The 23,480-nt window shown below is 73.6% G+C and carries 3 protein-coding genes (1 of these 3 running past the window's edge); all 3 read right to left on the reverse strand.

Annotated features, from left to right (window positions below):
• A protein-coding gene (locus tag NUT86_RS03480; RefSeq protein WP_274733326.1) for an SDR family NAD(P)-dependent oxidoreductase crosses the window boundary here: on the reverse strand, positions 1–11,879 show its start. The gene continues 12,403 nt to the left of window position 1, outside the view; the window shows 11,879 of its 24,282 coding nt (coding positions 1–11,879); it begins with the start codon at positions 11,877–11,879; the stop codon falls past the left edge of the window.
• A 67-nt stretch (positions 11,880–11,946) separates the two neighbouring features.
• A complete protein-coding gene (locus NUT86_RS03485) occupies positions 11,947–21,492 on the reverse strand; it encodes an SDR family NAD(P)-dependent oxidoreductase (RefSeq protein WP_274733328.1) in 9,546 nt (3,181 codons plus the stop codon).
• Positions 21,493–21,507: 15 nt separating this feature from the next.
• Positions 21,508–23,478, reverse strand: a complete 1,971-nt coding sequence (gene asnB / locus NUT86_RS03490) for an asparagine synthase (glutamine-hydrolyzing) (protein ID WP_274733329.1) — start codon at positions 23,476–23,478, stop codon at positions 21,508–21,510.
• Positions 23,479–23,480 lie beyond the last annotated feature (2 nt).

Here is a 23,480-nt window from a genome sequence, read left to right on the forward strand (position 1 = left end):
CGCTCCGCACTGATCTGCGCCTCGGCGCCGTGGGCGGTGGCCGCGGTCGGGAATCGCATGACGACGTGGTCGAAGTCGCCCAGGACGGCGAGTTCGGCACGCACCTCTTCGGCGGATGACGCGCCGGTGTCCAGCACCACGGTCTGCGGGCGGTGGGCGGTCAGCTCGGCGAGGACATCCGGTTCGAGGCCGATCGCCACCACACGGGAGGCCGCGGACGGGTAGGGGCTGCCGCGCAGCAGCCGGGCCGGCTCCCAGACGGGGTGCAGGGTGAGGTGACCCGCGGGAAGCTCATAGGAGTTGGCGGGCAGGGCCGGCACGGCGGGCGTCGTCTCGGGCGCGGCCACCTCGGCAGCCGACGGGGCGGGCACGGCGGGCGTCGTCGCGGGCGCGGTCGCCTCGGCAGCGGGTGGGGCGGGCCGCGGTGCGGCGTCCCCCAACGGGGCGGGGAGGTCCGCGAGTTCCGGCAGTCCGTCGGTGTACCAGTAGCGCTCCCGGGCGAACGGGTAGCCGGGCAGTGCGACCTTGCGCGGCTTTGGTCCCTCGGTGTGGAGGCGGGCCCAGTCGACGGCCAGGCCGCTGGTCCAGGCCTCGGCCAGCGGCGCGAGCCGTCCGCGCCGTGCCCAGCGCGCGACCGTCTCCTGGAAGTCCTCGTCGGTGAGGAAGTCCCTGACCGCGTCGCCCCGGTCGCCGCCGCCGTGGAGGTAGGCGCCCGCGGGCAGTCCGCCGCCGAGCGCGCAGGCGTCCAGCGCGTCGGCCAGGGCGGGAAGTGCGCTGACGACCACGGCGAAGCGTGCGGGCATCGCCTCGCGGCCGATCTGCAGCGTGTAGGCGATGTCGGGCAGGTCCGCGCTGCTCCACCGCTCCGTCCGCAGGGCGTCACGCAGCCGGCCGGCCGACTCGCGCAGACGCTCTTCGTCGGCGGCGGACAGCACCACGACGACGGGTTCGCCACGGTGCGCGGGCGCCCCTGGCGCGAGGTCCTTGCCGGTGTGCTCCTCGACGTACTCCTCGACCACGACATGGGCGTTGGAGCCGCCCGCGCCGAACGAGGAGAGGCCGCCGAGGCGCGGGCGTCCGCCGGTCCTCGGCCAGGGCGCGGCTTCGCGCTGCAGGACGAAGGGGCTGTCGGCGAAGTCGATCTCCGGGTTGACGCGTTCGGCGTGCAGGGACGGTACGAGCGTGCCGTGCCGCATCTGCAGCAGCAGCTTGGCGAGGCCCGCGATGCCCGCCGCGGACTCCAGGTGCCCGATGTTGGACTTCGCCGAGCCGATGGCACAGAAGTTCCGTGCGTCGGTGAACTCGGCGAAGGCCGCGTTCAGCCCGGCGATCTCGATCGGGTCGCCCAGCGAGGTGCCGGTGCCGTGGGCCTCGATACAGCCGATGTCCCGGGGGTCGACTCCGGCGCGGCGCCAGGCGCTGCGGATGACCGCCGCCTGTGCGAGCGGGTTCGGCACGGTGAATCCGTGCGTGTGGCCGCCGTGGTTCACGGCGGTGCCGCGGATCACGCCGAGGATGCGGTCGCCGTCGGCGACGGCGTCGGCGAGGGGGCGCAGCAGCACCGCGCCGACGCCCTCACCGGGCACGTAACCGTCGCCGCCCTCGCCGAAGCTGCGGCAGCGGCCGTCGCTGGAGGCGAACTGGCCCTCGCCGATCATCAGGTACTTGCCCGGGTGCACCGACAGGTTGACCCCGCCGGCCAGGGCGGCACCGCACTCCCCGCGCTGGAGGGCGGCGCAGGCGAGGTGGATGGCGGACAGCGCCGAGGCGCACATGGTGTCGACGGTGGCGCTGGGGCCGCTCGCGTCGAGGAAGTACGAGACACGGTTGGCGATGGACGCCAGGCTCCCCGGCACGACGACCGGCTCACCGCGCACGCTGTACTCGGCACCGTGGAGCTGGTACTCGGAGTACATCGCGCCGACGAACACCCCGATGTCGCCGGCGTCCTGGGCCACCCGGGCGCGGGCGGCGGCGCGCAGGGCGCCGCGCGTGTAGCCGGCGTCCTCCAGCGTGGTGTGGGCGCACTGCAGGAACAGCCGCTCCTGCGGATCCATCATGGACGCCGCCTTCGGCGAGATGCCGAAGAACAGCGGGTCGAACTCGTCGATCCCGTCGAGGAATCCGCCCCACTTGCTGTACGTCCTGCCGGGCACGCCGCGACGCGCGTCGTAGTAGCGGCTGTGGTCCCAGCGCCCGGCCGGGATCTCGGTGATGCTGTCCCGGCCGGTGAGCAGGTTCTCCCAGAAGGTGTCCAGGTCGGGCGCGCCGGGGTAGCGGCCCGCCATGCCGACGATCGCGATGGCCATGCCCTGCTCGGCAGGGGCTGCCCCGGCGGTCGGCTCGGCGGCCTTGACGGGGGCCGGGGTGCCGACCGGTGCCGGCACGTCGGCAGGCTCCGGTTCAGAGGCCGTCCGCGGCTGGTCCGCGGGCTCCGGCCGGGCGGCCGGAGCGAGTTGCTCGTGAGGGGGCGCTGCGGTGCCGTCGCTCAGGCCGACCAGCGCGGCGAGCGCGTCGGGCTGGGTGCGCAGGAAGTGCCGGACGAGGCCGTCGACCGTCCGTACCTCGAAGAACAGCGTGCTGCCGACGTTGTCGAGCCCCTTGCGGACCGCTTCCGTCAGCTGGACGACCAGGATCGAGTCGATGCCGTAGCGGTCGAAGGACACATCGGCGCGGATGTCGGCGACCGGCAGCCGCAGCGTGTCCGCGACGAGACCGCGGAAGTGGTCGCGGGCCAGGTCCGCCAGGAGCTCGTTGCGGTCACCACCAGCGGTGGCGGCCGGGGCCGGCTGTGGCACTGCGGGCTCTTCCGGCGCCGCGGCCTGCGGCAGGGCCTTCGGGAGGGTGCCTCGGAAGGCGGACTCGCCGTCCGGGCGCGGCTGGCGGATCGCACCGTCGCTCTCGGCGACGATCACCTGCTGACCGAGGTCGTCTGCGCCCTCGGCGGCGACGAACGCCGCGCGGAAGCCGGCCTCGCCGAGGACTCGCCGCCAGCTCTCCGGCGCCAGGCCGGGAGATCCGGGGATGCGCGGCGCCGGGTCGTCGTAGAGCCACCAGCCGTCCAGGAGGCCGAAGGTGAGGTGGCTGAAGAGGATGTTGTCGCTGAGCTCGTTGAGCAGCAGCAGGGCGTTCGGGCGCGCGGCGGCCTTGGCGTTGCGCAGCGTCCTGCGGATGTTGCGGGTCGCGTGCAGCACATTGGTGGCGATCACGATGTCGTACTCGCCGGGGGCCACTTCCTGCCCCGCCAGCGGCTGTTCGGCGTTGAAGAGCCGTGCGTCCAGGTACGGGACGCTCTCGCCGTACTCCCGCTGCGCGTGCAGCAGGAACGCCCTGGAGATATCGGTGTAGCTGTACTTCTCGATGTGCCCGGCCCACGGGCGCAGCCTGCGGAAGACCGTGTCGCTGGTGCCGCCGGTTCCAGCACCGATCTCCAGGATGCGCAGGCGCGCCGACGGGTCGGCCGCGCGGCGCCGTTCGAGGTAGGCGACGAGGGTGTCGGCGAGCACGTCGTTGAAGTAGTCGGCGACGGGGTTGTTCCTGTACACGCCCTCGACGAGGTCGAGCGAGGCGTTCGGGAACATCACATCGGTGGCCGGGCGGCGGCCGGTGAGGATGCCGGCCAGGGCGCGCAGCGTCGTGTCGACGAGGGTCGCCTGGGGGCGTTTGGCGTCGTCGGCCAGCCACTGCTGCCGCGCCCGGTCCCAGTCGGCCCAGGCGTCGTCGAGGGATCCTGTACGGGTGTCGAGGGCCGCGTACCTGTCCTCGTCTTCGCGGCGCAGGTGGCCCGCGTCGGCGAGCACCGCGAGGGTGTGCTCCGTCCAGCGCTGGTAGCGGTCCTCGATGCCGCCGACGGCGCGCCACTCGGCGGCGGTGGCCGCGCCGCCGTCGCGGAACAGGCCCAGGGACTGCAGCAGCGCCCAGGTGATACGGACCAGCGCGTCCTGCATGGCTCCGGCGTGCCCGTCGGCCTTCTCGCGCAGCTGCGCGATCTCGGCGCGGCGGTCGGGGCGGTCCTCGGCCAGCACGCTGATCAGGGACGGGGTGGTGACGGCCGGGTGCGTGAGGGAGTCCTCGTCGTGGAGGCCGTCGATGCTGCGGGTGTCCGTGGCCTTGAGGAGCGCGAGCTGCGGGTACGGGGAGGCCAGCAGGGCGTCGAAGGCGGCCATGCCCTCGTCCGGTTCGATCGAGCCCAGGCCCAGCTGCGCCATGCGCTGCTGGTAGCCGTCGGCGGTGACCACGCCGACGCCGGCCCAGTACCCCCAGTTCATCACCTTGACCGGGCAGTCGAGCCGGGTGGACAGGTGCTCGGCGTAGGCGTCGGCGAAGGTGCAGCCCGCCGCGTAGTTGGCCTGGCCGGGGGCCTTGAAGAAGGACTGCATGGAGGAGAAGAACGCGACGAAGTCCAGCGGCTGGCCGGCGAAGGCCTCGGCGAGGTTCACGGCGATGTCGGCCTTGGCGGCGTAGGTCGTGCGGAACCGGTCCTCGTCCATCCGGGCGAGGGTCTGGTCGCCGAGGACGATCGCGGTGTGCAGGACGCCGCGCACGGGGCCGTGCCGGCGCACGATCTCGTCGCAGGCGCGGCGCAGGGCCTCGCGGTCGGTCGCGTCGGCCTGCACGTAGTCCGGCTTGGGGCCGTGGGCTGCCAGGGCTTCCTGCCGGGCGGCGATGGCGGCGTCCAGCGGGCGGCGGCCGATCCAGACGACCCGGGCGCCGTGACGGCGCATCATGTGCTCGGTCCACACGGTGCCGATGCCGCCGGCGCCGCCGATGGCCACGATGACGCCGCCGGGCTCGCGCGGGGCGGCCGCTAGGCCGGGCCCGTCCGTCTCCAGCAGGCGCAGGCGGTACCACTCGCCGTGGCGGCGGGCCAGGGGCTCGCCGCGGGGGTCGGCGGGCAGGTCCAGCAGAGCCGGCCACGGCACGGGGCCGTCCGCCTCGATGTCCGCCACACGGATCCGCCAGTGCGGGTACTCCTTGGCCAGGGTGCCGGCCAGGCCGTGCACACCGGCGTGGGCGGGGTCGGCACCGGTGTCGCCCGGCAGCATGCGCGCCTGCCGGGTGACCAGGGTCAGGCCCAGTTCACGGGCGTCCGCGCCGTCGGCCAGGAGCGCCTTGACCAGGCGGAAGACGGCGATGGCGCCGTCGTGGCGCGCGGCCGCCGGGTCGCCGGTCGCGTCGCCGGTCGGGCCGGCCCTCCGGGCGGACGACGGGACTTCCGGCACGGGCCCCAGCCAGAAGAGGTGCTCGGCGCCGGCGGGCAGCCGTGCGGCCAGCCGGTCGGCCGGCTCGTCGGCGCGGACATCCAGGACGGTGGCGTCCGGGTAGCGGCGACGGAGCCCGTCCTGTTCCTCGGCGGTGCCGCCCAGCAGCACGACGCGGGTCTGCGGGTGGGGCCAGGGCGAGGCGGGCACGGCGGGCTGGGCGTCCCACACCGGTGCCAGCAGCGTCGCGCGCGGGGCCTCGCCGTGCAGGGCGGTGGCCTCGCCGTGCAGGGCGGTCATGCGGCGGAAGGCGTATCCCCGCAGGCTCGCGGAGAGCCGTCCGTTGTCGTCGTACAGATCGATGTCCACTTTCGTCACGTCCCGGTCGGCCGAGGGGGCGTAGCCCTCGGTGTGGCGCAGGTGGGCCCACATCCGCTCCGTGGTGGGGGCGAAGAGGTCGGCGGCGTCCAGGGCGAAGGGCAGTGCGGGCGCGCCGCGTTGCTCGTCGAGCGTGCCGGCGGCGTCGCCGTAGAGGCCGACGACGGCCTGGACGGCGCTGTCGAGCATCGCGGGGTGCAGCGCGAACGCGCCGTCGTGGGCGCCGTCGGGCAGGACGAGCCGTGCCAGGACCTCACCGTCACCGACGGCGAGGGTTTCGATGGCGCGCAGGCGGTCTCCGTGGCGGATGCCGACGGCGTCGAGGGCCTCGCGGCACTGGCTCCGCGACAGGGTGCGCCGGCCGCAGCGGGCCCGCAGGGCGTCAAGCGGCGCGGGTACGGGCGAGCCGGGGGCAGCGATCCGGCCCCGGGCGTGCACGGCCGAGCCGTCGCGCAGGACGCGGAAGGCATCGCCGTCCAGATCGACCCGCAGTTCGGCGCCGTCATCCCCGACGGGGAACGGCTCCGGCCATACGACATCGCGCAGGCCGACCGGCGCGAAGGACGTGCCGGTCACGGCACGGCATGCGACCTCCAGCGAGAGCACGCCGGGCAGCACGGCCCGGCCGTTGACGTGGTGGTCGGCCAGGAAGAACTCCTCGCCGCCGAGCCGCAGGCGGTACGCGGTCCCGTCCGTATGCGCGGCCGCGGCCGTGTCCTTGAGCCCCTCGCTTTCCCGGGAGCCGGTCGTGCCGGTCGTGTCGGTCCAGTACCGCTGCCGCTCGAACGGGTAGGTCGGCAGCGGCACTTGGCGGCGCGAGGCGGGCGCGAAGCTGTCGGCGAACCGGTCGGCCTCGCCCCGTACGTACGCTGCGGCCAGCGCGGCCGGGGCCAGGGCGCGCACACCGCCGACGGGGCGGGGGTCCGCGGCGGTCTCCCCCTGCAGCACGCTGTCACCGGCGGTGCCGGACAGCCAGGAGCGCAGACGTGCCGCCAGGTCGGGCAGGCCGGCGGCGACAACGGCCAGCCGGTGCGCGAAGTGGCTGCGTCCCGCGGCCAGGCTGTAGGCGACGGCGCCGGCGGGCAGACCGGGTTCGCGGTCGAGGTGGGCGAGCAGCCGTTCGGCGACGGTGCGGAGGGCGTCCGGTGTACGGGCCGACAGCAGGAAGGCGTGCTCCCCGCCCGCGCCGGTCACCTGGGGGGCCGGGTGCTCCTCCAGCACGACGTGTGCGTTGGTGCCGCTGGCCCCGAAGGAGCTGACGGCCGCCCGGCGCGGGCCGCGGGCGGGCGCCGTCCAGGGCTGCGGGGCGGTGGTGACTGTGAAGGGGCTGCCGTCTAGCACGACGGCCCGGTTGGCCTCGTGGAAGTGGAGCGACGGCGGGATCTGCCGGTGCTCCAGGGCCAGCAGCGCCTTGATGACGCCCGCGATGCCGGCGGCGAACTGCGTGTGCCCGATGTTGGTCTTGACCGATCCCAGGACGGCGCTCCCGGCCGGGGCGCCCTCGAACGCGCGGGTGAGCGCGCGGAATTCGATCGGGTCGCCGAGCTGGGTACCCGTGCCGTGTGCCTCGACGAGCTGGATACCGCCCGGCTCGATGCCGCTGCGGGCGTGGACGTCGCGGAGGAGCTGTTCCTGCGAGGCCGCGCTGGGGGCGGTAATGCCGTTGGTGGTGCCGTCCTGGTTGATGCCCGAGCCGCGGACGACGCCGTAGATGTGGTCGCCGTCGCGGCGGGCGTCGCCGAGCCGTTTGAGGACGACCGCGCCCGCGCCCTCGCCCGGGACGAAGCCGTCGGCGCGGGCGTCGAAGCTGTGGCAACGGCCGCTGGGCGAGAGCATGCCCGCGCGCGTCGCCGACTCGTACAGCCGCGGCGTGGTCTGGATGAACACCCCGCCCGCGATCGCCATGTCGGCGTCGCCGGAGAGCAGGTCGCGGCAGGCCAGGTGCAGGGAGACGAGTGAGCTGGAGCAGGACGTGTCGGTGGTGAGAGCAGGGCCTTTGAGGTCGAGGTGGTAGGCGATCCGGGAGGCCACGACCGAGCCCATGGTGCCCCACAGGGCCTGCGCCGGCGGCCGGGCGTCCAGCTGGTCGTGGTAGTCGCCGGTGTAACAGCCCACGTAGACACCGCAGTTGCGATGGGTGAGGCGTTCGCCGGTGTAGCCGGCGTCCTCCAGGGCGTTCCAGCACTGTTCGAGGAAGATGCGCTGCTGGGGGTCCATGGTGGTGGCCTCGACGCCGGAGATCGCGAAGAACACCGGGTCGAACCGGTCGATGCCGCGGACGAAGCTGCCGGAGCGGCAGGCCACCTCCTGGCCGAGCGGCCAGCGGGTCACCGGTTCGACGAGGTCGTGGCCGGCCATCAGGTGGTCCCAGAAGGCGCGCGGGTCCTCGGCGTCGGCGTAGCGGGCGGCCATCCCGACGACGGCGACGGCGTCATCGTCCGGCGCCGGGACGTCGGCTGCCGGGGAGGGCTGTGCGTGCGGCGCGTCTCCGTAGGTACCGACGATGAACGCGTGCAGGCGCTCGACGGTGCCGTGGTCGAACAGGTCGGTGGTCTCCAGCGCCGTGCCGAGGGCCGTGTTGAGCGTGTGGACCAGGTTCACGCCGAGGATGGAGTCCAGGCCGTAGTCGGCGAAGGGGCGGCGGCGCTCGATGTCGGCGGCCGGCATCTGCAGGGCCTCGGCCAGTGCGTCGAGCAGGATGCGCCGGCTGTCGGCGGCACCGGCTGCCGTCGTGCGGGACGGGGCGGCCGCCGGCTTCGTCGCCGGGTGCTCGCTGTCGGCCGGGCCGAACCAGAACTGCCGTCCGGCGAAGGGGTAGGCGGGCAGATGGACCCGTGCGGGTGTGTCCGCGCCGGTGTGCAGACGGGTCCAGTCCAGGGGCATGCCCTTGGCCCAGAAGGCGGCCAGGTCGTGCCAGTCGCCGCGGCTGATCCAGCGGGCGACGAGTTCGCGCAGTTCGTCCTTCTCCGCCAGGGCGGCCAGGGTCTCGCGGGTGGCCCTGACGCGGCCGCGGGACCACGGGCCCTCGGCCTCCGGATCGGGGTCGGCGAGGAACGCGCCGAGCTGGTCGAGCCATTCCCCGGGGGTGCTCGCGACGAAGCACACCCGCTCGTCCATCGCCTCGCGGCCGGTCTGCAGAGTGGCCGCGACGGCGGGCAGGTCCACGGGTGCGCCGGAGCGGAGCAGGCCGGAGAGTTGGGCGGCCCGTGCGTGCAGGTCCTCGGTGGTCCGGGCGGACAGCGGCAGCAGCACCGGCCGCGTGGACGGGACGGGCGTGGCCGGTGCGGTCGTCGTGCCCTGGTACTCGGCGACGATGACGTGGGCGTTGGCGCCGCCCGCGCCGAAGGAGGAGATTCCGGCCATCCGCGGGCCGCCGTCGGCGGGGCGTGGCCAGGGGGCCATACCGGTCTGCAGGGTGAACGGGGTGGCCGCGAAGTCGATGTCGGGGTTGGTCCGCTCGGCGTGCAGGGTGGGCGCGAACGCGCCGTGCCGCAGTTGCAGTACGGCCTTGGTCAGGCCCGCGATACCCGCAGCGGCCTCCAGGTGTCCGATGTTCGACTTGACCGAGCCGAGGGCGCACCCACCGCTCCCGCCGGCGTCGGGAGCGAAGGCCTGTGTCAGGCCGTCGATCTCGACGGGGTCGCCGAGCCGGGTGCCGGTGCCGTGTGCCTCGATGTAGCCGATGGCGGCCGCGGACACGCCGGCGCGGTCCAGCGCGTCGCGGATCAGTGCGGCCTGTGCGCGCGGGTTGGGCACGGTGTAGCCGTTGGTGCGCCCGCCGTGGTTGATGGCGGAGCCGACGATCACCGCGTGAATGGGGTCGCCGTCGGCCTCGGCCGCTGACAGCGGCTTCAGCAGCACCGCGCCGACGCCCTCGCCGGGCAGGAACCCGTCGCCGCCGGCGCCGAAGCTGCGGCAGTGCCCGTCGGTGGCGAGCATCCGGGAGCGGCACAGCTCGACGTACGAGGAGGGGTGCAAGTAGAGGTTGACACCGCCCGCGATGGCCAGCTCGCACGCGCCGTGGCGCAGGTGCTCGCACGCCTCGTGGATCGCGGTCAGCGACGACGAGCACATGGTGTCGATCGGCATGCTCGGGCCGTGCAGGTCCAGCAGGTACGACACCCGGTTGGCCAGCGATCCGAAGGACGTGCGCGGCGCGGGCGGCAATCCGTCGGTCGCCGGGGGGCGGTGGCGGTCGAAGCCGGTCTTGGTGATCCCGGCGAAGACGCCGACCGACGAACCGTGCTGCTCGGCGAGGCGCTGCCGCGTGTAGCCCGCGTCCTCCAGCACCGACCACGCGGTCTCGACGAACAGCCGTTCCTGCGGGTCCATGTCGGCGGCGTCGCGCGGCGCGATCCCGAAGAACGCGGCATCGAAGCGAGCGAAGTCGTCGAGGAACGCGCCCCACTTGCTGTAGCTGGCGCCCTGCTGCACGGCCCGCTGCGGGTCCGGTTCGTAGAAGCCGTCCAGCGACCAGCGCTCGGCGGGGACCTCGCGGACGCTCTCGCGGCCGGCGCGCAGGTTGTCCCAGAATGCCTCCAGGGTCGGGGCGTCCGGGTAGCGCCCGCTCAGGCCGATGACGGCGATCGGCTCGTCCGCACCGGCCGGACGCGGGTTCCTTGCCTCTCGGGACCGGGGGCGCAGGAGTTCGGCGGACGGAGCGGTCTGTGCCGTGCCCGGCGCATCCGTCGTGGCCGGCGCCGGTGCCGCACCCGGAACGGGTGCCGCGGGGGACGCCGCCGCTGTGGCGGATGCTCCGGCCCCCGCTGCGTCGTTCAGCCAGCGGCGGCAGCCGTCCGCGTGCTGCTCCGCCAGGTGCCCGGCCAGGTCGTTCAGTGTCGGGTACTGGTAGAGCACCGTCTTGGGCAGGGCGCCGAACCACTGCGCGAACCGGCGGTTGAGCCGGGTCACGGCCAGCGAGTCGATGCCGAAGCCGTCGAGCGGAGCGGCGGCGTCCAGCCGGGCGGCGTCCAGCCGCACCGTCTCGGCGATCAGTTCCTTCAGCAGGGGCAGCACACGGGCCCGCAGCTCCGTCGGCCCCGTCCGCTGCGTCTCCGCCTCCTGCGGGCCTTGCTCGTCCACGCCGCTCTCCTCGTCCATGACCAGTAGGTGTGGGGTGCCGAGCGCCAGTGCGCCGTGCAGGGCCCGCAGTGCCGTGTCCGTTTCCAGGGGGCGCCCGAAGCGTGCGGTGAGCGCCGGCACGTCCTCGGCCGGGACGCTCATCCCGCCGTCCTGCCACAGCGGCCAGCCGACCGAGACGCTCGCGCCGTGGCGCTCGCCCGCGGCGGCCAGGGCGGCGCGGTGGGCGAGGTAGGCGTCGAGGAACCCGTTCGCTGCCGCGTAGTCGGCCTGCCCGGCGTTGCCCAGCGTCCCTGCGCCGGAGGAGAACGCCACGAGGAAGTCCAGCGGCAGGCGGCGCGTGGCCTCGTCGAGGTTGACCAGCCCGGCGGCCTTCGGTGCCAGGACCCGCTGGGCGTCCTGGTGGGACTTGCGGATCACGTAGTCGTCGCTGACCAGGCCCGCCGCGTGCACGACCCCGTCGAGCCTGCCGTACGTGCGCACAAGGGAGTTGACGAGCTCGGCCACGGCGGCGGCGTCGGTGACATCCACCCGGCGGTACTCGGTCGCCGGGCCCGGCTGCCCCGGCCCGAGGCCCAACGGCGAGCGTCCGCACAGCACGACCCGGGCGCCGGGGGCGTGCCGTGCGATGTCGGCGGCGACCAGGCGGCCGACGCCGCCGGCTCCCCCACTGATCAGGTAGACGCCGTCGGGCTGCCACGCCGGAGGGGGTGCCGCCGCGCACGGGGCCGCCGTCCAGGAACGGACCTGGCGCCGGCCGCCGGTGTAGCGCACATGGTCGTCCGCCTGTCCGGACTCCGTGCGCAGCAGGTCGGCGAGCTCGTCCCCCGGCGGCCACTGTGTGCACTCGATCAGTTGGCCGTGCAGCGCCGGGTCCTCCTGCGCGGCGGTGCGCAGCATGCCGAGCAGACCGGCGTAGCCGTACGGAGTCCCCTCCCGGCACACGACCTGCACGGAACGGGTGCCGCCGGCCGGCTGGTTCAGCAGCCGCTGGAGCTCGCCGAGCAGCAGGGTGGCCGCGTGCTCGTAGGCAGCGGCGGGCCCGTCGTCACGGCTTTCCACACGGGCGACGGACACACCGGGCAGGTGCCGGCGCAGGACGGCCACGTCCGCGTCGGGGGTGTCGCACAGCACGACCAGCCGCCCGGTCACGAGGGGCGCGGTGCGCCCCGACGCCGGTTCGTCGCGCCAGGCCGGCACACGAAGGATGTCTCTGCTCACGTTCATTCCGTTTCCGGGTCGCTGGGCGGCCGGGCCGCCCGGTCCAGGGAGGAGGCTGGGGGAAGCGTCAGGTCCTGCTCAGGGCGTCCGGGTCGGCACGTCCGTCGAGGACCGCTCGCAGCAGCTCCGCACGGGCATCGGTCTCGAAGGCGGGCTCGGCCGCGGGGGGCGGAGCGGGTGCCGCGGGCGGTGGGACGGGGGCTCCGTCTCCGGCAGGCACCCAGTAGCGGTCGCGGGCGAAGGGCTGTGCGGGCAGCTGCACGGTGCGGCGCTCGCCCGCGGGATGGATCGCCTGCCAGTCGACGGGGGCTCCGTCGCACCACAGGGCCGTCACCCGGTCGAGCTGTCCGTCGCGGAGGGCCCGGGTGACCTCGGGTGCCTGCTCGGGCTCGCGCCGCACTCCGGTGCCACGCGACCGCCTGATGCCGCCGGTGTGCCAGGTGGAGGGCCCGTCGCCCGCGAGGAACCGGTCCAGCGTGCCGAGCACGTCGCCGATGCTTCCGGCGACGAAGCCCAGGCGCTGTTCCATGGCCTCCCGGCCGACCTGGAGGGTGAACGCCAGGTCCGCCAGGTCCGGGGCGTGTCCGTCACGGCGCGCCCGGTCGAGGAAGTCCCGCAACCGTCCGGCCGTGGCACGCAGCCGCTCGCCGTCGCGGGCGGACAGCACGATGGCCTGGGAGGCGGTCGTACGGGCCGGCTCCGCCGGTGCGGGCGGTACGGGCGGTGCTTCGAGGACGACGTGGGCGTTGGCGCCGCCGAAACCGAAGCTGCTCACTCCGGCCCGCAGGGGCCACGATCCCCCGGTGGCGTCGGCGCACGGCTCCCAGCGGCGCAGGGTACGTACGACCTCGAATCCGCCGTCGAGCGGCAGGTGCGGGTTGAGCCGGTCACAGTGCAGGGTCGGCGGCAGCTCACGGTGGCGCATGGCGAGCAGCACCTTGAGGACTCCGGCCAGGCCTGCGGCCGCCTCCGCGTGGCCGATGTTGCTCTTCACCGAGCCGAGCGCGCACGGCCGGGCCGCGTGCGGCGGCCTGCCCTCGGCGGTGCGCAGGGCGCGGTAGGCGCTGTCGAGGGCGTTGACCTCGACCGGGTCGCCCAGGCCGGTGCCCGTGCCGTGCGCCTCGACGTAACCGACGCTGTCCGGGTCGGTGCCGCGCATCGCCTCCTGGATCAGCGCGGCCTGCGCCTTGCCGTTGGGGGCGGTCAGGGAACCGGCGCGGCCACCGTGGTTCTCGGCGGTACCGCGGATCACGCCCCAGATGGCGTCGCCGTCCCGCTGCGCCCGGGCGAGCGGCTTGAGCAGCACCGCGGCGACGCCCTCGGAGCGGACATAGCCGTCCGCTCCGGCGGAGAAGGTCTTGCAGCGGCCGTCGGGGCTGAGCATGCCCGCCATGTGCGTCGCGGCGAAGGTGTCCACGCTCAGCAGCAGGTTGACACCGCCCGCGATGGCCATGTCGCAGCGGCCGGACCGGATGCTCTCGACGGCGCGGTGAAGCGCGACGAGCGAGCTGGAGCAGGCGGTGTCGACGGGTTCGCTCGGTCCGTTCACGTCCAGGACGTAGGAGATCCGGTTGGCCAGCATCGAGTGGGCGTTGCCGGTGGCGGTGTAACCGTCGGGTGCCACGCCGCTGGCGTTGAGCAGGTGGTGGTAGTCGCTGCCGGAGACGCCGAAGTAGACCCCGGTGTTGGCGGGGAGGCGCGCCGGGGCGTAGCCGCCGTTCTCCAGCGCATCCCACACCGTCTCCAGTGCCAGGCGGTGCTGCGGGTCCATCAGCTCCGCTTCGAGCCGCGACAGGTGGAAGAAGTCCGCGTCGAAGCGGTCCACGCCGTCGATCCGGCCGGCGAACTTCGGGAAGTCCGCCCGCGCCACCACGTCCGCGTAGGGGCCGTCGAAACGGTCGCCGGGGTAGTCGGTGATCAGGTCCTCGCCCGCGCGGAGCTGCTGCCAGAAGGTGTCCAGGTCGTCCGCGCCGGGGAACCGCCCGGCGGCGCCGACGATGGCCACCGCGCCGTCGTCCGGCCCGGGTTCCGGTGCCGGCTCCGGGGACGGCCGGGTGGCGGCGACCGGGACGGGTGCGCCGGTGACCGTGGGGAGGGTCAGCTCGGGGCCGTAGCGGTCGAGCAGGTGCTCGGCGAGGCTGCGGATGTCGGGGCACTCGAAGAAGACGGCGGGGGTGAGGTCCGTGCCGAGGATGCCGTTGAGTTCCGAGGCCATTTTGGCCAGCGCGATGGACTCGAAGCCGTACGCGTGGAAGTGCGTGTCGAGGTCGATGTCGGCCAGGTCGAACTTGAGCAGGTCGGCGACGGTCTCGCGCAGCGACGCGACGACGAGCGCCTCCGTCTCGTCCGCGACCACCGGCTCGTCCGCGGCCGCCAGCCTGTCCACGGCCACCGGCACGGGCACTGTCGGCTCGGCCTCCGGCTGCTGCCGCTCCTCCGTGCCCGCCGGCGCCTGCAGCACCGGACGCGACGCCTGCGGCAGTGCCACGAGTGCCCGTCCGGCCTCGCCGGGGAGGGCCGGCGGGAGGTCGCCGGCGGTGAACTCGGCGTCCTCGACCCGGCCCAGAACCCGGCCGTCCTCGTCGAGGAAAGCCGCGATGAAGACGGCGTCGGACATCCGCGCCAGGACGATCGCCCGGGTGCGCTCCCACTGCTCGCCCTGCACGGATCCGACCCGCACCACGGCGGCGTCGGCCCGGCCCAGCGTGTGCTGAACACCCTGGAGCAGCCCGGCGAGCGCCCAGGCCGGGAGGTGCACCTGCTGCTTGTGCGGGTCCTGGCACATGGCCGGTTCGGCGACCCGTACGAGCAGCCGGTGGTCGTCGAGTTCCGTGACCCCTTCGACGCTGCGGGCGTACGGCCGGGCGTCGAGGCCCGCGGTGCCGAGCGCGGCGTAGAAGCTGTCCCCGTCGAGGGTCGCGGGCGCCTTCATCACCTGCGGCATCGACGCGTCCTCGGCAGGCGCGGACGGTACGACCTCGGCGGCGAACCGGAGCGTGGCCTCGTCGGCGTGCCACAGCTCGACGCGGTGCACACCGTCGCCGGACGCGCCGAGCCGCCAGGTGAACGTCTCGGGGGCGTCCGAGGGCGACGGGAGCGCCGCCCACTGCGCGTTCCGCAGCCGCAGCGGCCCGGCCAGCCCGGCGAGCCGCGCGAACGCCAGTGCCGCGTCCAGCAGCGCCACCGTGGCGTAACGGCGCTTGCGCCCCACGGTGTGGACGTAGTCGAGGAGTTCGTCCCCGCGCAGCCGGAGGGTGTAGCGCACGCCGTTGAGATCCGAGGCGTTGACACCGACCCAGGGGTGGGCGCGCCCGGCGAAGGCGAGCGGCCGCAGCACGCTGGGCGCGTCGTCGTGCTCGGGGTACCAGCAGTGCACCTTGTCGAAGGGGTAGGCGGGCAGCGACGGCTTGGCCGGGCGGCTTCCCGACGGCCACAGCCGGTCCCAGTCGAGGCTCGCGCCGTCCGTCCAGTGCTGCGCCAGGTCCGCCAACTCACCCTCGTACAGGGCCTGTTCGACGGTCGCCGCGTCGGCGGTGCGCCGGCGCCGCAGCGTGCTCGCCGTGAAGTGCACGCCTGCGGGCACACCGGGTGACGGTGCCGTCCAGTCCACGGCGGACAACCGGGCCAAGCGGGCCTGCGCGACCGCGATGTCGTCGGCGACGAAGGCCAGCCGGCACGGCAGTTCGTTCTTGCCGGTCTGCAGGGTGTACGCGAGGGAGTCCAGGCCCGGTGCGGTCTCCGCTATGCACTCGTGCACATCGCGCAGCACCTTCTGCAGGGCCTGGGGCGTCATGGCGGAGAACACCAGCAGCTGCGGGCGGCCGCTGTCCGGTGCGGCGGCGACCTGCCCGTCGTGCTCCTCGACGACGATGTGCACGTTGATGCCGCCGGCGCCGATGGACGTGACGCCCGCCCGGCGCGGCACCTCCTCGCCGCCGACCACGGGGCGCCGCCAGGTGTCGCGGTGGCGCTGCACCACGAACGGCGTCTTGTCGAAGTCGATCGCCGAGCTGAGCGTCCCGGCGTGCAGTGAGGGCGCCAGTGTGCGGTGCTTGAGCTGCAGCAGCACCTTGGTCAGGCCGGCCATGCCGGATCCGGACAGCAGGTGCGCCACATTGGACTTGACCGAGCCCAGCGCGCAGAACCCCAGGTCCTGGGTGTCGCGACCGAACGCGAGGGCGGCGCCCTTGATCTCGATGGGGTCGCCGAGGGAGGTCGCCGAGCCGTGGCCCTCCAGGTAGCTGATCGTGCGCGCGTCCACGGCGGCGTCGTCGAGCGCCTTCTCGATGGCGCGGGCCTGCTGCTGCGGGCTCGGCACCGTGAAGCCGTTGCGGACCCCGGCGTTGGTCATACCGCTGCCCTTGATCACACCGTAGACGTGGTCGCCGTCGGCGACGGCCTCGGCCAGCGGCTTGAGCACGAGCGTGCCCACGCCTTCGCCCAGGATCGTGCCGTCGGCGCCGAGGCCGTAACTGCGCACCACATCGGCCGACTTGGTGGTGAAGTGAGCCTGTGAGGTCGCGATGAGGTCGAACGGGTGCAGCATCAGGTTGATGCCCCCGACGACGGCCATGCGGCACTCGCCGCCGCGCAGCATGCGCACCGCCTGGTGCACGCACGCCGACGCCGAGGAGCACATGGTGTCGAGGAACACGGACGGCCCGGTGAAGCCGTAGTGGTAGGACAGCATGTTCGCCATCACTCCGAGCTCGCTGCCGCTGGTCGCGGTGCCGCGCATCAGCATGTTCTGGAAGCCGTAGAGCGAGTAGCTGTTGTTCATCGAGCCGACGAGCACGCCGACATCGCCGTCGTAGCGGCGCCGCAGCGTCTCGCGCGAGTAGCCCGCGTCCTCCAGGGCCACCACGCCCGCCTGCAGGAAGAGCCGGACCTCCGGGGAGAGCAGCTCGGCATCGCGCTGGGAGATGTTGAAGTAGCGCGGATCGAACGCCGCCACGTCCCGCAGGAACGTGCCCGTCTTGACGACGGTCTTGCCGTCGACATCACGCTCGTCGAAGTAGATGTCGCTGTGCCGCCACCGCGATTCCGGGACGGGTTCGAAGCTGTGCCGGCCCTCGCTGAGCAGCTCCCAGAACTCCTCCAGGGTGTCGGCGCCCGGGTACCGGCCCGCCATACCGATCACCGCGATGTCGTGGCGGTCCGGACCGGACGGCCTGACGGCCGGGGCGGGCGCGGCAGCGGGCACCTTCTGAACGGCAGGCGCTTGAAGGGCGGGCTGCTCGGGCGCGAGTGCTTCGGGGGCGGGTGCTTGGGGAGCGGGTGCTTCGGGGGCGAAGAGTTCGAGGAGTCGTTCGCGGTGCTCGGCGACGAAGTAGCCCGCCACGCCCCGCAGATCGACGTGCTCGAAGAAGAGCGTCTTGGGCAGGGAACCGAAGGTGTCCTCCAGCCTGCTGGTCAGGTCGACGATGGAGATCGATTCGATGCCGTAGGTCTCCAGCTTCTCCTCGACCAGGATGTGCTCCGCGTCCTGCCGGGTCACCTCGGCGAACAGGTTCCGCAGCAGGTCCTGTGTACGGGCGACGAGTTCGCTCTCCTCCAGGACGGCCGGCGCGGCCGTGTCCCGCTGCACCCCGGACGCGCGCCGCTCCGGCTTCGCGGCACGGTCCAGGCCCGCGTACACGAGCAGTTTGGAGCGCTCCCCGAAGAGCACCACGCGGCGGACCGGGGCGTCGGAGCGCAGCGCGCGCTCCAGTGCGTCCAGGCCGGCCTCGCTCGGCAGGGGCACGGTCCCGGTGCGCTTGCGCAGGTAGGCGAGGCTGGCATCGTCCACGCGCATACCGCCGTCGGCCCACAGCGGCCAGTCGACGGAGCGGGTCACGCTGCCGGCTGCCTGCCGCCGTGCGGCGAACGCGTCGAGGAAGGCGTTGGCGGCGGCGTAGTCGGCCTGCGCGGCGTTGCCGAAGGCGCCCGCCACGGAGCCGAACAGCAGGAGGAAGTCCAGGCCGTGGGCGCGCGTCGCGTCGTCGATGTACGTGGCGCCGTCCACCTTGGGCGCGAGTACGGCGGCGGTGCCCGCGAGCGGCTTGTTCGCGAGGTAGCCGTCATCGAGGACGCCGGCCGCGTGGAACACGCCATCGAGCCGTCCGTGCTGCGCACGGATCTCCGCGACCGTGTCCCGCACGGCGTCCGCATCCGTCACATCCGTGCGGCAGTACGCCACCTCACCGTGGGGCAGGCGCGCCCGCAGTGCCTCGACGGCCCGGCTGTGCGCCGCGCGGCCACTGACGACGACCACGGCGCGGTGGCGATGGCAGAGCCGCTCGGCGAGCAGCAGACCGAGTCCGCCGGCGCCCCCGGTGATCCAGTAGACGCCGCGGTCGCGGAGCAGGCTCTCCCCCTCCTCGTTCCGGGGAAGTTCCACGAAGCCGTGCCGCACGCGGCGGTCCTGGGCGTCGTAAGCGGCCTCGGTGTCGTCTCCGGCACCTGCCTCCGCGCGGACGACCCGCTCGAAGCGGTCGGCGTCGCGGGGGTCGTAGGCGTCGAGGAGCACCAGCCTGCCCCGGAACGAAGGGTTCTCCTGCTGTGCGGTCTTCAGCAGCGCCGCCAGCGGGACGTAGACCGGCGAGTCCGGTGCACCCGGTGCGACGACGAGCACCTGCCGTCCCTGACCGACCAGTTGCCGAACCTGCGGGTAACAGGCCGCGAACGCCGCCTTCATGGCTTCGGCATCGGTGACATCGGCCGCTGCCGCCGGAACCGCCAGCTGTCGGATGTCCACTCCCAGCCGTGCGGCGCTCGCCGCCGCGAGGTCGTCGTCCAGTGCGGCGTTGAGCACCGTCACCGGGCCGGCCGGGGTGGCCTGCCCGGCTGCGGGTGCCGGGGCAGGGTCCGCCTCCCAGACGCCGGTGAGCTCCAGAAGCTCCCCTTCCGGGGCCTGGGCCGCCGCCGGTCGTGCGGTGGGCAGTTCCCTCGACGTGTAGCCGCTGAAGCGCACGCACAGCCGGCCGTTCTCGTCGAACAGGTCGATGTCGGCTCCGGTCGTCCCGCCGGCTGTGCCACTGCCGGCCGGCCGCAGCCACGCCCACATCGTCGGGGTCGTCGCCGCGTGCACGGTGAGGCGGTCCAGCGCGAACGGCACCGCGGGGGCGGCGGGCCTGCGCCAGCCGCCGTCGGCCGGGCCGAGGGCCAGGCACGCGAGGAGGGCGCTGTCGAGGATCGCGGGCTGCAGCGCCATGCCGTCCGGGACACCCGCAGGGAGCCGCAGTTCGGCCAGCACGCCGTCCGGACCGCGGTGCAGGGCGTGGAGGCCGCGCAGAGCGGGGCCGTGCTCGATGCCGCTGGACCGTAGCGCGGCGTACCCCTCGGCGGCGTCGACACGCTGGGGGAACCGCTCGCGCAGCGCGCTCGGGTCCGTCCTCTCGGCCGCGGCGGGCTCGCCGTACTCGACGCGGCCGCTGGTGTACTGCGTGCCGTGGTCGTCGGTGATCGCGTAGTCGTAGCCGTCGGCGGCGGGGGTCAGGCGGAGCTGCGCGGTGAGGCCGGTGTCGCCGACGAGCAGCGGGCGGATCCACACCGCGTTGCGGATGCGGGGTGCCAGCCCGGCCCGGGCGTCTGCGGCGGCGGCCCGTCCGGCTGCCTCGGTGACGAGTGCCAGGGCCACCACTCCGGGAACGATCCGTGCGCCGTTGACGAGGTGGTCGCGGACGAATCCCTGTGAGGCGTCGAAGCGCAGGGGGAAGGTCCAGTCGCCGCCTTCCGGCTCTCCTTCGCCGAGCGGGGCGGGAGCGGTGGGCGTCACGCCGCGCTCCGGCTTCCCGGTCGTCTCGTCCCGGTCCGTCCGGAACCAGTGCGGAGTACTGGCGAACGCGTAGCCGGGCACGTGCACGCGGCGGCCGTGCTCGGGCCACTGCTCCCAGTCCACGGGCAGGCCCTGGGCCCAGGCGGCCGCGAACTTGTCCTGCCGTCCCTTCTCCAGCCAGCGCTCGGCCAGGGCCGTCAGGTCGTCCGCGTCCAGACCGTCGGGGGCTTCGGTTCCGGCCCGGCCGCGCGGGCAGTGCGCGGGCGGCTCCTCCCCTGCGGCGACGCTCTCCAGCTGCGCCGCCCACTCCTCGATGCCGCTCGCGCGGAAGACCACGCGCTCGCGCAGGGGCACCCGGCCTTCGCGCAGCGTGCGGGCGACATCGGTGAGGGCCGGGAGCTCGTTCTGCTCGATCCGGGTCCGGACCCAGCGGGCGAGCCGGGCGCACGTCTCACGGAGCCGCTCCTCGTCCTTGGCGGACACCGGCAGCCACTGTTCGCCTTCGTCCTCGGTGGCCGCCACCGGGTCCGCGGCTTCCAGCAGGACGTGGGCGTTGGTCCCGCCGAACCCGAAGGAGCTGACGCCCGCGCGCAGCGGTGCGGACCCTTCGGTGTCCCAGTCGGTGAGGCGGTCTAGGACGTACAGCGGGCTGCCGTCCAGGTTGATGAGGGGGTTGAGTTTGCGGAAGTTGACCGTCGCGGGCAGCTTGCGGTGGCGCATGGCGAGGATGACCTTGAGCATGCCCGCGATGCCGGCGGCCCCTTCCAGGTGGCCGATGTTGGTCTTGACCGAGCCGATGCCGCACCGGTGGGCCGGGGCCTCGGCGGTCCGGTCCGTGCCCAGGTCGGCGAAGGCCTGCTTGAGGCCGCGGATCTCGATCGGGTCCCCGACCGGGGTGCCGGGGCCGTGGGTCTCCACGTAGGTGACGGTCTCGGGTGCGATACCGGCCTTGCGGTAGACGCCGGCGATCAGTTCGGCCTGTGCGGCCGGGTTGGTGACGGTCAGCGAGCTGGTGCGCCCGCCGTGGTTGCTGCCGATGCCCTTGATCACTGCGTGAACGGCGTCGCCGTCGCGGCGGGCGTCCGCGGCCCGCTTGAGCAGGATGACGCCGCCGCCCTCGCCGCGCACATAGCCGTTGGCGTCCGCGTCGAACGCCCGGCACCGGCCGTCGGGCGAGAGCATGCCGGCCTTGGCGAACGCGATGAAGTGCCGCGGCGACCAGGTCAGGTTGACGCCGCCGGCGAGCGCGAGGTCGCAGTCGCCGGCCTGCAGGGCCTGCACCGCCTGCTGCACGGCCACGAGCGAGGCGGCGCAGGCCGTGTCGTTGACGACGCTCGGGCCACGGAAGTCGAAGTGGTGGGAGACCCGGTTGGCGATGATCGCGTACGCGGCGCCGGTCGGGTAGTAGGCGTCGATCTCCTCGACTTCCTGCTCGATCAGCTCGGCGTAGTCCCAGTGGCAGACGCCCATGAAGACGCCGGTGCGGGAGCCCGCGACGCGGTCGGCCCGGTAGCCGGCGTCCTCCAGGGCGTGCCAGCTGAGCTCCAGGGCCATCCGCTGCTGCGGGTCCATGGACTGCGCCTCGCGCGGGGAGATCTGGAAGAAGTCGGCGTCGAAGCAGTCGGCGTCGTCGACGAAGCCGCCCCAGACGCTGTTGGTCTTGTTGAATTCGCGGCGCGGGTGGCCGAGGTGGTCCTCCTTGCGCCAGCGGCGCTCGGGGACCTCGCTGATGAGCGAGCGGCCCTCGGCCAGGTGGCTCCAGAACTCCTCGGGCGTGCGCGAGCCGGGCAACCGCAGGGACAGGCCGATGACGGCGATGTCCCGGTCGTCGGCGAGGACGCCGTTCTCCTTCTTCATGGCGCGTTCTCCGTCCTAGGCCGACAGGGCGCCGCTGCGCCGGTCGACGACGTACAGGGGGACCCCGAGCGGGGTCCGGCGGCGGGCGTTGCCGCGCACGTACCAGTGGTGCAGCCAGACCGTCGACGCCAGGAGGACGAAGGCCTGGTTCTCCTTCGTGCCGATCTGCTCGGGCGGGCTGTCGAAGACGCGGTCGGTGAACCGCTTCACGAAGCGCGCGTCGAGCACACCGATCTCGTCGAGGGTGTGGGGGTCGGTCAGCAGCTCACGGTGCTCGGGGCGGGAGCGGACGAACGCGGCGCTGTCCGGGGCGCGGTAGGGGAACTTTCCCTTCTTCACGATCCGTTCCGGCAGCACGTCGGCGTAGGCGCGCTTGAGCAGGTACTTCTCGTCATAGGGGTCGCCGAACCGCAGGTTGACCGATGCGGCGCGGCGGACCACCGCCGGGTCGAGGAAGGGGCAGCGGTTCTCGACGCCGTGGGCCAGCGTCATGCGCTCGCCCTGGGTCGAGAGCAGGTAGCCGCTCAGGAGCGTGCGGAACTCCAGCCACTGAGCCTTCTGCACGGGGGTGAGCTGTGCGTAGCCGGGCTCGTCGGCCACGAGTTCCCCGAGGGCCGCGAACGGGTCGCCCGTGTTCTTGAGCAGGCGTGCGGCGAAGCGGCCGTTCTGGAACCGCATCTGGTGGGAGAAGAGGCCGGGCAGGGTCTCCTCGGTGAACTGCCGGTAGAGGCCGAGCATCCGGCGGTGGCCGTCGCCGCTGTTGAAGTGGCGCAGGTACGGGTAGATCCGGCTCAAGCGGCGCAGGCGGGTGTCGTCGTCCAGCTCGTGCCAGGTCGAGAGCAGCTGCGTGTCCTTGAAGATGCCGTAGCCGAGGAAGGCCTCGTCGGCGCCCTCGCCGCTGAGCACGACCTTGATCCCTTCGCTCCGGACATGGCCTGCCAGCAGGTACATGGGGACGAAGGCGGTGCGGAAGACGGGCACCTCGGCGTGCCGGACGGCTTCGGGGAATGCGTCGACGACATCCTCGTCGGTCACGCGCACGGTGGAGTGGCGCGTGCCCAAATGGGCGGCCAGCTCGGCCTGTTCGGCCGATTCGTCGAACTCCGCGTCCTCGAACTCGATCGAGAACGTCCGCAGCGGGCGGTTCGTCCGCTGCGCGGCGAGGTGCGCGATGATCGAGGAGTCCAGGCCGCCGGAGGCGTAGACGCCGACCTCGACATCGCTGCGCAGGCGCACGTCGACCGCGGCTTCGAGGTCCGCGCGGACGAGCTCGACGGCCTCCCGCTCGCTCTCCGGGGCCGGGCCCGCGTCCAGGTCGAGCGTGGCCCAGCGGCCGCGCCGGACCTCGTCGCCGCGCACGGACAGGTACTCACCCATGGGAATCTGCTCGATCCCGCGGTAGCCGCTCTGGCCGGGCAGCGGGGTCCAGGTGGCGAAGACCGACGCCATCTGTGCCTCGTCGAAAGCGAAGCTGAAGTCGGGGTAGGCGAGGAACGCCTTCATCTCGGAGGCGAACAGCCACGCACCGCGGTGGCGCGCCACGTACAGGGGCCGCTTGCCGAACCGGTCGCGCACCAGGTGCAGTTCGCCGGTGGTGCTGTCGTAGAGGGCGAACGCGAAGGCGCCGTTGAAACGGGGCAGGCAGTCGAGGCCCCAGGCGGCCCAGGCGTTCAGCACGACCTCGGTATCGGACGCGGTGCGGAAGGCGAAGCCGCGGGCGGTCAGCTTCTCGCGCAGCTCGCGGTAGTTGTACAGCTCGCCGTTGTAGCAGAGCCAGTAGCGGCCGTCGGCGCTGCCGACCGGCTGCGAACCGGTGGACAGGTCGATGATGCTCAGCCGTACCGTGCCCATGGCCAGCCGGTCGTCGAGCAAGCAGCCCGCCTCGTCCGGACCGCGGTGCTCGATCTGGGCGAGCATGCCGTGGATCAGGTTCTCGTACTCCTGCGGGGGCAGGGAGCTTCCGTAGAAGCCGGCTATGCCGCACATCG

Source organism: Streptomyces sp. G7(2002), from assembly GCF_028870195.1.
GTDB classification, from domain to species: domain Bacteria; phylum Actinomycetota; class Actinomycetes; order Streptomycetales; family Streptomycetaceae; genus Streptomyces; species Streptomyces nigrescens.

Coding starts and splice junctions, on each gene's coding strand:
- asnB (WP_274733329.1), bottom strand. CDS start 23,478: ATGTGCGGCATAGCCGGCTTCTACGGAAGCTCCCTGCCCCCGCAGGAG.
- NUT86_RS03485 (WP_274733328.1), bottom strand. CDS start 21,492: ATGAAGAAGGAGAACGGCGTCCTCGCCGACGACCGGGACATCGCCGTC.